The sequence below is a fragment of the Flagellimonas allohymeniacidonis genome (assembly GCF_004296335.1).
GTDB classification, from domain to species: domain Bacteria; phylum Bacteroidota; class Bacteroidia; order Flavobacteriales; family Flavobacteriaceae; genus Flagellimonas; species Flagellimonas allohymeniacidonis.
Map to the genome: position 1 here is coordinate 1,272,814 of NZ_SGIU01000001.1, position 13,149 is coordinate 1,285,962.

General features: G+C 41.2%; 15 protein-coding genes. 8 read left to right on the forward strand and 7 right to left on the reverse strand.

Annotation, left to right across the window (positions count from 1 at the left end; all coding sequences use genetic code 11):
* Positions 1-92 precede the first annotated feature (92 nt).
* From EW142_RS05760 to EW142_RS16865, 7 genes are read left to right on the forward strand one after another with little or no spacing between them, the layout of a single operon-like run.
* On the forward strand, positions 93-866 hold the full coding sequence (locus EW142_RS05760; RefSeq protein WP_130610928.1) for a ParA family protein: 774 nt from the start codon (positions 93-95) through the stop codon (positions 864-866).
* Positions 867-1,778 carry a ParB/RepB/Spo0J family partition protein gene (locus EW142_RS05765; RefSeq protein WP_130610931.1) on the forward strand — a complete coding sequence of 304 codons (912 nt, stop codon included), beginning with the start codon at positions 867-869 and terminating at the stop codon, positions 1,776-1,778. It begins immediately after the preceding gene.
* Entirely contained in the window at positions 1,771-2,415 is a 645-nt protein-coding gene (locus EW142_RS05770) for a DUF5683 domain-containing protein (protein WP_130610934.1), read from the forward strand. The genes EW142_RS05765 and EW142_RS05770 overlap by 8 nt, the downstream gene beginning before the upstream one ends.
* Positions 2,416-2,417: 2 nt before the next feature.
* Positions 2,418-3,119, forward strand: a complete 702-nt coding sequence (gene dapB / locus EW142_RS05775) for a 4-hydroxy-tetrahydrodipicolinate reductase (protein ID WP_130610937.1) — start codon at positions 2,418-2,420, stop codon at positions 3,117-3,119.
* Positions 3,120-3,165: 46 nt separating this feature from the next.
* Positions 3,166-4,908 (forward strand): signal peptidase I, encoded by a 1,743-nt coding sequence (gene lepB, locus EW142_RS05780; RefSeq protein ID WP_130610940.1) that lies wholly within the window; start codon positions 3,166-3,168, stop codon positions 4,906-4,908.
* Positions 4,905-5,531, forward strand: a complete 627-nt coding sequence (locus EW142_RS05785; protein WP_130610943.1) for a WbqC family protein — start codon at positions 4,905-4,907, stop codon at positions 5,529-5,531. Before lepB ends, EW142_RS05785 begins: the two co-directional genes overlap by 4 nt.
* The gene (locus EW142_RS16865; RefSeq protein ID WP_130610946.1) at positions 5,531-5,839 is read left to right on the forward strand and encodes a DUF6122 family protein; all 309 of its coding nucleotides are present in this window, start codon (positions 5,531-5,533) and stop codon (positions 5,837-5,839) included. The genes EW142_RS05785 and EW142_RS16865 overlap by 1 nt, the downstream gene beginning before the upstream one ends.
* Here the strand turns inward: EW142_RS16865 and EW142_RS05795 are convergent.
* The 7 genes from EW142_RS05795 to EW142_RS05825 all read right to left on the reverse strand — a co-directional run bounded on the left by EW142_RS05795 (position 5,828) and on the right by EW142_RS05825 (position 11,941).
* Complete coding sequence (locus EW142_RS05795) at positions 5,828-6,814, reverse strand: endonuclease/exonuclease/phosphatase family protein (protein ID WP_130610949.1); 987 nt, start codon at positions 6,812-6,814, stop codon at positions 5,828-5,830. The genes EW142_RS16865 and EW142_RS05795 overlap by 12 nt on opposite strands.
* 39 nt (positions 6,815-6,853) lie before the next feature.
* Complete coding sequence (locus tag EW142_RS05800; RefSeq protein WP_130610952.1) at positions 6,854-7,717, reverse strand: rhomboid family intramembrane serine protease; 864 nt, start codon at positions 7,715-7,717, stop codon at positions 6,854-6,856.
* A gap of 2 nt (positions 7,718-7,719) precedes the next feature.
* Positions 7,720-8,454: a rhomboid family intramembrane serine protease gene (locus tag EW142_RS05805; RefSeq protein WP_130610955.1), complete on the reverse strand. Its 735-nt coding sequence runs from the start codon at positions 8,452-8,454 to the stop codon at positions 7,720-7,722.
* On the reverse strand, positions 8,454-10,301 hold the full coding sequence (gene mutL / locus EW142_RS05810) for a DNA mismatch repair endonuclease MutL (protein ID WP_130610958.1): 1,848 nt from the start codon (positions 10,299-10,301) through the stop codon (positions 8,454-8,456). Before mutL ends, EW142_RS05805 begins: the two co-directional genes overlap by 1 nt.
* Entirely contained in the window at positions 10,301-10,585 is a 285-nt protein-coding gene (locus tag EW142_RS05815; RefSeq protein WP_130610961.1) for a riboflavin synthase subunit beta, read from the reverse strand. The genes mutL and EW142_RS05815 overlap by 1 nt, the downstream gene beginning before the upstream one ends.
* Positions 10,586-10,694: 109 nt before the next feature.
* A complete protein-coding gene (gene ribH / locus EW142_RS05820; protein ID WP_130610964.1) occupies positions 10,695-11,174 on the reverse strand; it encodes a 6,7-dimethyl-8-ribityllumazine synthase in 480 nt (159 codons plus the stop codon).
* 5 nt (positions 11,175-11,179) lie between these two features.
* On the reverse strand, positions 11,180-11,941 hold the full coding sequence (locus EW142_RS05825) for a tetratricopeptide repeat protein (protein WP_130610967.1): 762 nt from the start codon (positions 11,939-11,941) through the stop codon (positions 11,180-11,182).
* Between the two features lie 125 nt (positions 11,942-12,066).
* On the opposite strand from EW142_RS05825, the gene recF reads away from it, so the two are divergent.
* On the forward strand, positions 12,067-13,149 hold the full coding sequence (recF, locus tag EW142_RS05830; protein WP_130610970.1) for a DNA replication/repair protein RecF: 1,083 nt from the start codon (positions 12,067-12,069) through the stop codon (positions 13,147-13,149).

Below are 13,149 nucleotides of genomic sequence, written 5' to 3' on the forward strand. Positions count from 1 at the left end.
CGCCCATTGTTAAGTTTATCCACTTCCTGTTAACAAAATACATTTTTTGTCATAGTAAATAATCGTATTTTTAGCACCTAACTTACTATGAAATGGGCAAGATTATTGCTATTGCAAATCAGAAGGGTGGTGTAGGAAAAACAACGACGACGGTAAACTTGGCCGCGTCTTTGGGCGTACTGGAAAAGAAGGTATTGCTCATCGATGCAGACCCCCAGGCCAACGCTACTTCAGGACTTGGAGTGGATGTGGATAGCGTGGAAAAAGGAACCTATCAATTGCTGGAACATACCCTTGGGGTTGAAGACGTAATTATTTCAACGGATTCTCCTAATGTGGATTTGATTCCGGCCCATATTGACCTAGTGGCCATCGAAATTGAGTTGGTGGATAAGGACAATAGGGAATATATGTTGAAAGAGGCTCTGAGAGGTCTTCATGATCGTTACGACTTTATTTTAATTGATTGTGCTCCTTCACTTGGCTTGTTAACGCTTAACGCACTGACTGCGGCCGATTCAGTAATGATACCTATCCAGTGTGAGTACTTTGCATTGGAAGGACTCGGAAAACTTTTAAATACGGTAAAGAGCGTTCAAAAAATTCACAACTACGACCTTGATATTGAGGGAATGCTCCTGACCATGTACGATTCCAGGTTGCGACTATCCAATCAAGTAGTGGAAGAGGTCAAAAAGCATTTTGCTGATATGGTATTCGATACCATAATACAAAGAAACGTTAGGCTCAGTGAGGCACCCAGTTATGGCGAAAGCATTATTAAATATGATGCCAGTAGCAAGGGGGCCACAAACTATTTGAATCTGGCCAACGAAATTTTGAAAAAAAACAAGGAGAAAGTTTAGATGGCGAAGGCAACAAAAAAACAGGCTTTGGGAAGAGGCCTGTCCGCTCTTTTAAAGGACCCTGAAAATGATATCCAATCCGTTTCGGACAAAAATGCGGATAAGGTCATCGGTAATGTGGTGGAACTGGACATCAATTCCATAGATGTCAATCCTTTTCAACCTCGTTCGAACTTCAACGATGAAGCTTTGGGTGAACTGGCAAGTTCAATTCGGGAATTGGGCATTATTCAACCCATTACGGTACGTAAACTGGATTTCGATAAATATCAGTTGGTGTCCGGAGAAAGACGATTCAGAGCTTCCAAAATGGTAGGGCTGGCCACCATTCCCGCCTACATTCGTATCGCCAACGACCAGGAGTCTTTGGAGATGGCCTTGGTAGAGAACATTCAGCGCCAAGATTTAGACCCAATAGAAATTGCGTTGTCCTACCAACGTTTGATTGATGAGATTCAGGTAACCCAAGAAAAGTTGAGTGACAGGGTCGGAAAAAAACGTTCCACCATAGCCAACTACTTAAGGCTTTTAAAATTGCACCCAATCATCCAAACAGGAATGCGCGATGGTTTTATAAGTATGGGACATGGCAGGGCATTGATCAACATCGAAAAAAAGAAAGATCAAATAGACATTTACGAAAAGGTTGTTTCTCAAAATCTTTCCGTTCGTGAAACCGAACGCTTGGTAAAAGCCTATCAAGAGTCCAAGGGAGGTCCTGTTGCGCTTAAAAGAATTGCGAAGGACAAAGAAATTCCCGGATACATTTCCAAAGGGGCCCAAGCTTTAAAAGAACACCTTTCAACCAAGGTGGATGTAAACACTTCCTCAAACGGGAAGGGCAAAATTGTGATTCCTTTCCATTCCAAAGAGGAATTTCAGCGTTTAAGAAAACTGCTTACTGGTGAATAAGTTTCTTCCTTTCTTTTTGGCCCTATGCTTTCTAAATTTTCTTTCCGCCCAAGAGGATGAGCAAGAGCCCCATGATCAAGCCATTGATTCTTTGGCACAAAATCTTGAAGGTCAGGGCGTGGTCATCCAAGAAGTTACCTATGAAAAGAAACCCATAAACCCGTTGGCACCTAGTAAGGCGGCCTTCTATTCAGCTGTTTTACCAGGGTTGGGTCAACTCTACAATAAGCGAGGGGCATGGTGGAAAATTCCCGCGGTTTACGGTGGTCTTGCAACCGGAGTTGCTCTTTATTCGTTTAATAATACCGAGTACAATGCGGCAAGGGACGCCTTTAAACGAAGAAGAGCGGGTTTTGAAGATGATGAGTTTTTTGATATCAATGGGGATGGCCAAGGCCCCGACATCTCCTTGGACGCCCTTCAAAGTGCACAAGAGAATTTTCAACGGACCAGGGATTTGTGGTTGGTACTGACCATTGTTTGGTATTCTTTAAATATTATTGAGGCCAATGTAACCGCCCATTTGGCACAGTACAATATCGATGAACAACTGAGCTTTGATTTGCAACCCTATCTGAATCTTGATCCTGTTACCAATGATCCCAATTATGGGATGGCATTGGTGTTTAAATTTTAGCAATGAAAATCGGTTTGTTTGGTTACGGTAAGATGGGAAAAATGATAGCGGGTATGGCCGAGGAAAGAGGGCATACCATTGCGACCAAGGTGGATCTGGATACTGTGGAAATCGACTATGCTTCATTCGACGTGGCCATTGATTTCAGTACCCCGGAAGCTGCTTTTGAGAACATCACCAACTGTTTTAAAAACAACGTACCTGTTATTTCTGGAACCACGGGCTGGTTGGACAGGTACCAAGAAGCGGTGGAGCTTTGCCAACAAAATGATAGTGCTTTTATTTATGCTTCGAATTTCAGCTTGGGGGTAAACATCTTTTTTGAATTGAACCGCCAGTTGGCAAAAATGATGTCCCAATTAAACGAATACACGGTTTCCATGGAGGAAATCCATCATACCCAAAAATTGGATGCCCCCAGTGGAACAGCAATTACTCTTGCCGAAGGCATTATGGAGAACAGCTCGTACATGGACTGGCAACTAAATGGTACAGGAGAAAATAGCATTCCCATACATTCCATAAGGGAAGGCGCAGTTCCCGGTACGCACACGATTGCCTATGACAGTGAGGTGGATGGCATTGAAATCAAGCATACAGCACATAATCGTAAAGGATTTGCCCTTGGTGCAATTTTGGCCGCGGAGTGGATTCTCGGAAAGAAAGGGATTTTTGGGATGAGGGATGTTTTGAACTTTACATAGGTTGTAACAAGTAATCAAGAAAAGAGTCTAAGAAATAAATTCATATATGAACGGAGCACAGTGGCTTATTTTTATTTTGATTATCCAAGTGATTCATTTTTTAGGCACTTGGAAACTCTACGTTAAAGCCGGAAGAAAGGCTTGGGAAGCAGCGATCCCAATCTATAACGGCTTTGTTTTGATGAAAATCATTAATAGGCCATGGTGGTGGGTGCTTTTGCTTTTTATTCCCATTATCAATTTACTTATGTTCCCCGTTGTATGGGTCGAAACTATTCGCAGTTTTGGTAAAACCAAAATATGGGATACCTGGTTGGTGATTTTAACCCTGGGTTTTTACATATACTATATTAATTATGCTGAGGATGTAAAGTATATTGAAGACCGCAGCTTAAAGCCCAGGACCGGTTTGGGCGAATGGGTTAGCTCTATAGTTTTTGCCATTGTAGCGGCAACCTTCGTCCATACGTATTTTATTCAGCCCTATGTCATTCCGACAGGATCATTGGAACGCACTTTGCGAATTGGCGACTTCTTGTTTGTGAGCAAATTTCACTATGGAGCTCGCGTACCCATGACCACCCTGGCGGCTCCCATGGTTCATGATACGCTTCCTGGATTAAAAAAGCGGTCGTACATCGCAGATGTAAATCCCGAGACCTATAAAACCTCTTGGAAAAACAAACTACAGTTACCTTACCTGCGTTTTCCTGGATTTGAGAAGGTGGAAAAAAATGATATTGTTGTCTTTAGCCTTCCTTCCGATACTCTTTACCAGTTTTTCAAGGCAGAGAAGGCTGTAAAAAAACCGATTGACAAAAAATCCAATTATGTAAAACGCTGTGTGGGAACTCCTGGTGATTCCTTGGCGGTAATTGGGGGGTTTGTCCATATCAATGGCGAAAAACTACAACTTTCAGACAGGGCCAAGGTAATGTATGACTACACCATTTATTCAAGTAAGGGTGTTTCCAGTAGATTATTGGCCGAAGTTGATGCTTCTGACTATACCCGAAAATATATCGCAGATGCCCTAGATTCCAATCAATACAATGCGCTTGGACCATATGTTTTGGGGGCTTATCGAAACCAAGCCGGAAAAATTGAAATCATCACCCAAGAAAAAGGCATCCCCGCCGAGGTGATTCGACAGCTTCGCTTGGCACTAACCGAAGAAAAGCCCCGCTCACGGGTGGCCAACTTGACCGACGAGATAGCTGCCAAGCTGCGAAATAACCAAAATATTGATTCCGTTGTAAGAACCAACGAAGAAAAAGGAGTTTACGGTGGGGCCTATCCACAGAAACCGAACCTATATCCTTGGAATAATGACAATTTCGGACCTATTTACATTCCCGAACGCGGGGCGACTGTCAAAATTGATTACAAGACCATTCCACTTTATAAAAAAATTATTCGCGATTACGAGTACAATGATGTAGACGTAAAAGGACAAAAGGTCTTTATCAATGGGAAGGAAGCGAACTCGTATACCTTTAGACAAGATTATTATTGGATGATGGGCGACAATCGCGATCACTCAGAAGACAGTCGAACCTGGGGGTATGTCCCTGCTGACCATATCGTGGGTAAGCCCGTTTTCCTTTGGATGAGTTTTGACAACTTCAATGATGGACTTTTTAATTGGAGCCCTCGTTGGGAACGTGTTTTTACAACCGTTGGCGGTAGCGGAAAACCGGTGTCTTACCTCCCCTACTTTCTTATTCTGCTGGCGGGTTGGTTTGTATTTGATTTTATTCGAAAACGTCGAAAGAAGAAAAATTCTTGAAACTTTTACTGCATCCCACCTACTTCCCAAGTATCATTACTTTTGCAGCTATTGCTCAAAATGAAGTCGTTTGGGAAGTCTGTGATAACTTTCAAAAGCAGACCTATCGCAACCGTTGTTATATCTGTACCGATCAGGGCAGACATATGCTCAATATTCCAATAAAACACGTAGGTACAGATCAAGGGCGACAGCTGTACAACGATGTGATTGTCGATAATACTTCCCATTGGAAAAAGATACATTGGCGTACCTTGGAAACAGCCTACCGCACCTCCCCCTATTTTGAGTTTTACGAAGACGAATTAAGACCTTTGTTCGAATCCTCGGATGAAAAACTTTTGGACTTCAATCTGAAAACCATTCAAACTATTGGGGACTGTTTGAACCTAAAAATTTCAAATACCCGCTCAGAGTCTTATGAGATTACACCAAAAGATTTGGTGGACCGAAGGCAGCTTGTAAATGCTAAAGGAGCAACAACATTCCATCAAGAAAAATACAATCAAGTCTTTGAAGAAAGACACGGATTTATTGGGGATTTAAGCATATTGGACCTTTTGTTTAATGAAGGCCCCAATAGCTTGCAATACATCAAGAATCAACCCATTTCCTTTTTGTAATGTTGCGTTTCTTGGTACATTATGGTATTCACTTTATTGTTCCAGTGGCAATAGCTTTCTTATTTTTCAAGGAAAGAAAAATCGCGGTTGCATTATTACTATTGAGCGGAATTCTTATTGACATTGACCATTTATGGGCAGAACCAATATTCGACCCTAACCGTTGCAGTATTGGGTTCCATCCTTTGCATTCGTATTGGGCCATTATTGGATATAGCATTCTTCCTTTTTTCAAGAAAACCCGCTTAATTGGCCTTGCTTTATTATTACATATCATTGCAGATATAATGGACTGCCTACTCCTCTGATTTTATGCGCACCGTGGCCACTATGGGATAATGGTCAGAAAGCTTGACGTCGAAATTCTGATGTGATAGAATCTTAAATTCCGGTTCTGCCAAAATGTAATCGATGCGCAGCGGAAACCCAAAGAGGTTATAGGTTCTGCCAAATTTTTCTCCTTTTTCCAAGAAGGAATCCTGAAGGTCGCCTTTTAAAATTCTATAAATACTGGAAAATTGGGTATTGTTCAAATCCCCCGTAACAATAACCCTATAGGGTGATGAAGCTCGATGTTCATCAAAAATTTCAACTTGTTGGCGTTGTTTCTCAAAAGTGGTGACCAATCTTTTGTAATTTTTTTGGGATTGTTCTTCCGAAAAGGTCTCGCTGGAGGGAACAATGTTGAAGGATTGCAGGTGTATATTGTATATCCGAACTGTATCTGAATCTATAAGAAGGTCGGCATAAATAACATTGTTTATCGTATTGGGCAAATCCAACGAACCACTTGAAACAATTGGAAATTTTGAAAAAATCGCCTGAATAGTCCTAGGCTGAGAATACGGTGTCTCACTTCTGTAAGGATATTGCTGTAATTGCCGATACCGTATTCTACTGTGTTCTTGAAGGCACAAAATGTCTGGGTCCTCTTCGGCAATAAAGTCGATAATTTTATCCCCGATGTTGGGTTCTTTGATCCATTCATTTTTATTGAATCCCCAAACATTGTAAGTCATAATCTTGATATCGGAATCAAGATGGGTTTCACTTTCTTTATTTGAGCGATAAAAGGATCCAAATACAATATATGCGATGAGCAAGGTTGAAAGAGATAAAAGTAACCGCCTATTCCGTTTTATGGCCCAAAAGAGAACAAAAACTAGATTGATAATAAAAAGAAGTGGAACCAACAAGCTGAAAACAGAAAGGTAGGGAAGTGTGAAATAGTAAATAATACAGGTCAAAAATAACAAGATAGCAAACACCCAGTTTGCAATCATAACCAATTTGCTTGCTATTGAGAAGGTTTTCTTCAAAGGTTAATCTTCTTTTCCAGCTTTGAACAGAAAATCCTTTTCTGCTTTAGATAGACTCTCATAACCGGACTTGCTTATTTTGTCCAAAATGGCATCTACCTTACGTTGACGAGCCTCCTTATCATAGTTAACGGCCTTGCCCCGGGCTGTATTTTTTTTGTAAACGGTCTTTAAGGGTGCTTTCTTCTCACTTCTTTTGAAAAGGTTGCCAACGCTGTTCAAAAGTTTTGTGAATCCTGAACCAATATCAGTACCATTAAGCAATTGTCTGGCATAAATGTACCCCAGCAAGGCACCACCCAAATGGGCTAGCCTTCCCCCAACATTGCCTCCATAGGGAATTTGAATTAAATCGACCAAAACAAAAAACGCCCCAACATACCAAAGCTTAATATTAAAGAATATAATTCGAACTTCTTGGTTGGGGATATAGGCACAAATAAAAATCAAAACAGCAGTGACCCCTGCAGAAGCTCCTATTAAAGCCGTGTTTGTATTTAGCAAGGTGGGAAAGACATTATAACTTGTCAAGAATACGAGTCCTCCCACGATTATTCCCAAGAAGTATACATTGATGAATTTTTGATTGTCAAACAGGTTTAAAAATATTCGACCAGTAAAATACAGCATGAGCATATTCCAAAAGATATGGCCCAAACCTGCATGAAAAAAGGAATAGGTAATCAGCGACCAGGGCTGTCCCAAAAAGGCACCGATATCTTTTGGTAAGTGGAACCATTCATCCACAGAAACCGCAAAAAGAGCTTTGGAAAGTCCATTTAAAATAAAAATGAGGACATTGATCGCGATGAGTTTCTCCGCGATGTTGAGCCTGGCAAAATTATATTGCAAACCACCACTTGCCATTTTTAATTCCAACGGTTTTGGTTAAACTGATTTTTCTTCCAGTACCACATCATAATAAATCCAATCAACGCACCCCCGATATGTGCAAAGTGTGCAATTCCTGTATTGATATTTCCAATTCCAAAAATCAAGTCCAAAAGAATCAACGCAGGTACAAAATACTTCGCTTTTATGGGGACTGGCAAAAATATTAACATCAATTTCGCTTCCGAATACATAAAGGCGAAGGCCACCAAAATTCCATAAATGGCTCCGGATGCACCAACAGCGGGAGTGTTATACGCACTTAGAAAATTATCGATTGTACTTTTTGAAGCGACATTGTACCAATCTGGACTATACTGCCCCCTCGAAATAATATCCAAAACTTGAGTCTCTGTCATGCCCGCATTAACCAAAGCCTGCATACCTTCATTGAAAAGGTAATAGTTGACCCCACTATGCAGAAGGGCCGAGCCTAAACCTGCCGAAAAATAGAAGAACAAAAACTTATTGCGGCCCCATACCTGTTCCAAGGGCGTTCCAAAGGCCCAAAGCGCATACATATTAAAAAGGATATGCATGAGGCCACCATGCATGAACATATGGGTCAGAACCTGCCAAAATTCGAAATTTCCATTTTTTGGAAACCACAGTGAGAGCCATTGGTACATTTGTTCCCCATACAGTTGGGTGGCAAAAAACAAAATGACATTAATTATCAACAAGTGCTTTACCGCCTCTGTCAATCTACCCATTAATCTAATTTTTTATCTAAATCCCTATCTGAGATAATTGTATATGTTTTTTTTAGCATTGGACTTAAAGTAGGTTCCTTACATCCAAATAAATCATTGACCAGTGCCATTTGCGATTCTTGATCCAAGACCTCTCCAGATTTTACGGCCAAGTTTTTTGATAGGCTTTTGGCCAAAACATCGGCTTGCGAAATTGAATCTTCACCAAAACCCTCTTTATGATTCGCAATAAGTTGATCCAATACCGTGCCAATTCTACTTTCGGAAACCATGGCAGGTACAGCTGTCACTTCCACAGTTTCTTCTTCGAGTTTTTCGAAACTGAATCCTACATTGGCCAAACCTTCTTGAAGCTCTTTAAGTATATTTCTTTCCTGCGGACTAAACGTCATGGAAAGTGGAAACAGAAGCTGCTGGCTAATTCCTTTTTTTAAAGTGATTTCACCCAAAAACTTTTCGTACAACACCCGTTCGTGGGCACGATTTTGGTGAATGACCAACAATCCGGACTTAATGGTGCTCACCACATATTTACGCTGAAGCTGAAATGTGGTTCCGCTACCCTGGGAAAGTTCATCTTCCTCATACATGGAGGATTGCCATTGACCCTCAGATTCAATGTGTACACTACTGAAACTGGACTTTTCAATATCCTCATCAATGTTGGAATACAGACTTTCCCAACCTTTCACATTGGGTTTTTGATATGACCCAACAGCCTTTTTTGGCTCAGCAGGTTCTGCAAACGGATTAAATGTTGCGTCTACCGATATCTTTGGCAATACCGCTCCTTTTTCCTTGTAGGCATAAGGGGTATCTAGGTTTGAATCCCGTTCAAAATCCAAGACCGGGGCCACATTGAACTGCCCCAAACTATGTTTGATTGCCGATTTGAGAACGGCATACAAGGTATGTTCGTCATCAAACTTCACTTCAGTTTTGGTGGGGTGTATGTTAATATCGATGGATTTGGGGTCCACATCGAGGTACAAAAAATAGCCCGGATAATGATCTGCCTTTAATAAGCCCTCAAAGGCTGCTACAACAGCGTGATGCAAGTACGGACTTTTGATAAAGCGCCCGTTTGCAAAAAAGAATTGCTCTCCCCTACTCTTTTTGGAGAACTCGGGTTTGCAGACAAAACCTGACACTTTGACCACCTCAGTTTGCTCTTCCACGGGCACCAAACGATCTTTCATTTTACTTCCGAAAACTTGCGTGATACGTTGTCTACTATTACTTTGGGGCAAGTTGAATATCTCGGAGCCATTATTATAAAAATGAAATTCGATGGAAGGATTCACCAAAGCCACTCGGTGAAACTCATCCATGATGTGTCTCAATTCGACCTGGATGGATTTTAGAAAATTCCTTCTCGCCGGGATATTGAAAAATAGATTCTTAACGGAAATAGAGGTGCCTTTGGAAGTGGCCACCATTTCTTGTGAAATTATTTTGCTGCCCTCAATTTTTAGATGGACCCCAAGTTCAGAATCTGGCTTTCGCGTGAGCATATCAACATGGGCAATGGCAGCAATGGAGGCCAACGCCTCACCGCGGAAACCTTTTGTTTTCAAAGCAAACAAATCCTCCGCACAGGAGATTTTGGAGGTCGCGTGCCGTTCAAAGGAAAGACGGGCATCAGTTTCACTCATTCCAATGCCATTATCCACTACTTGAATCAAGGTTTTTCCGCCATCCTTTACAATTAGTTTTATCAAGGTGGCGCCTGCATCGATTGCATTTTCCAAGAGTTCTTTGACCACCGAGGCCGGACGTTGAACTACTTCACCTGCCGCAATTTGGTTCGCGACATGGTCTGGCAAAAGTTTAATGATGTCCGCCATTAAGATGTCCAGAATATGGATAAATCGAAGTCTATGATGAAGAGAAAAATCAAGATCAATACGACAAGAACAACTAAAAATCGGAGTTTTAAATGTTTGTCCCCCTCATTTTTAAGGTCATCCACAGCCCAGGAAATCTTATTTTTCAATCCCCTTTGCCGTTGTGCCGTACTTCGAAATTTATCGAGTTTGTGTTCAATTTTAAAAGGACTACCCTCTCCCTTATAATATCTGGGCGTGTAATTATATGAACGGTTTTTTTTTAGCTTTAGAAAATTCCGCATGAAGTCCTTTTCGAGTAACTTCAAAGGTACTTAAAAACAAAATATGCTTTCAACAGGGCGTCCCAAAAAATGTTAAGAGTTCTTCCTTCGGGAAGGTGATTCTGAAAACTTATCCCAATACGGCCATTTGAATGGCTGCTATGGCTGCTTCCGTGCCTTTATTGCCATGCTTACCTCCACTACGATCAATCGCTTGTTGCAAGGTATCATCGGTCAAAACACAAAATATAACGGGCACATCGTAGGCTACATTAAGATCTTTGATCCCTTGGGCCGTGGCAGAACAAACAAAGTCGAAATGACTGGTCTCTCCACGTATTACGCTCCCAATCGCAATAACGGCATCGACCTCCTGCGTAAGAATCATTTTTTTTGCACCATAAGTAAGCTCAAAGCTACCTGGTACATTCCAGCGGACAATATTCTCTTCAATCGCACCACAATCTGCAAGGGCATCATAAGCCCCTTGGTAGAGGGCATGGGTAATCTTGTCGTTCCATTCAGAAACAACAATCCCGAATCGCAACTTCTTTGCATTCGGGATTTTACTTTTGTCGTAAACGGAAAGATTTTTGTTCTCGGTAGCCATAGAAATCAACTCTTGGCCAGGCCAATCAGAACATCAATATTGTTGGCTTGTTGCCAAGAAGCATATTCATTCTTGATACGCTCAAAATAGCCTAACGCCTTATCTTTTTGGCCCAAGTCCAAGGCCAAGACACCCGCTTTATACAAAAATCTTGGAGTGGTATAATCGTTGGTGTCATGATTTAGCGCTTTTTCATAGTATTCTAGCGCATCTTCGGGTTGATCCAACTGTGCAAAGGCATCTCCGATGCCTCCTTTTGCCATGGCGCCCAAAATAACATCATCTGAAGAGAATTCTTCAAGATGTGCAATAGCTTCTTGATATTGTTGAAGGTTCAAATAGGTCATCCCAGCTGAATACTTGGCCAAGTTGGCAGCCTTCGTTCCTTTGTATTCTGTGATGATATCCAAAAATCCGTATTTCCCCTCCGCCCCGTTCAAGGCCAAAGCAAATAAGGAGTCTTTTTCAACCTCGTTATTCAGAGCCTGATCAAAGTATTGTTGTGGATAAAATAATTCGTTGGCCGCAGAGGCCTCTTTTGGTTTTTGGATAAATTCATTGTACCCCAAAAAACCCAACACTCCAATAGCAACTGCGCCAATGGCTCCCAAAATGTAGTTTTGGTTTTTTCGAACCCAAGCTTCGGTTTTCGAAGCACTTTCATCCAAGGTACTGAATACCTCGGCCGTTGTGCTGTTCGCCTCATCAATCTGTGCCTCCTCTGCTTTATTTTTTGGTTTAAAGCCCCGCTTCTTGTATGTTGCCATTCTTTGTTTTATTAATCGCGCAAAAATAAAGTTTTTATCCAAATTCAAAAGGTAATTTATTCGTTATTTTTGGAAGCCTTAATCGGATTCCGTGCTTTATATAAAGCTTTTCGTCTCTTATTTTTATGTTTTTAAACCGCTTATCCTTAGTTAATTATAAAAATTTTGATTCCATCGATTTGGAGTTCGACCCCGTCATCAACTGCATCGTGGGGAACAATGGGATGGGCAAGACCAACATTTTGGATGCCATCTACCACCTTTCATACGGAAAGAGTTACTTCAATCCGGTGTCAACCCAAAACATAAAGTATGATGCCGATTTTTTCTTGGTTGAAGGGGAGTTTGAAAAAAAAGGGCGCACCGAAAAAATAACTTGCAGTTATAAAAAGGGACTAAAAAAAGTAATTAAACGAAACGGCAAGGCATACGATAAGTTTTCGGAGCATATTGGCTTCTTGCCCCTGGTGATCATTTCGCCTACCGATCGCAATCTTATTATCGAAGGGAGTGAAACCCGTAGGAAATTTGTCGATGGGGTCATATCCCAATCCGATAAATTGTATCTGCAAAACCTAATCAAATACAATAAGGTATTGGTGCAGAGAAATTCTTTGCTCAAATATTTTGCGGTCAACCACACTTTTGATTCAGATACACTTTCCATCTACAATGATCAATTGCATGAGCTGGGTACTTCCATACATGAAAAGCGTAAAGCTTTTATCGAAACCTTCATTCCCATTTTTCAAGAACAGTATGCCCATATTTCCGATAAGGCTACAGAGGAAATCATGCTAACGTATGAAAGTCAGCTTGCGCAAGGGGAACTAAAAAAACTTCTGGAGGCATCCATCGATAAGGACCGGGCCTTGCAATATACCAGTGTTGGGGTTCACAAGGATGATTTAGCTTTCAGCATTGACCAACATCCCATCAAAAAATTCGGAAGTCAGGGACAGCAAAAAACTTTTTTGATTGCACTAAAATTGGCGCAGTTCCATTTCATGAAAAAACAGGCCCAAACCACCCCGATTCTTTTGCTGGACGATATTTTCGACAAACTAGACGAAAGTAGGGTGGCCCAAGTGGTCGCCTTGGTCAACAAAGAAAGTTTCGGGCAACTTTTTATTAGTGACACTCACAAAGAGCGCACTGAAAAAGTAGTGAAAAGTATCCATCAGAGTTATAAAATATTTACCTTGTAG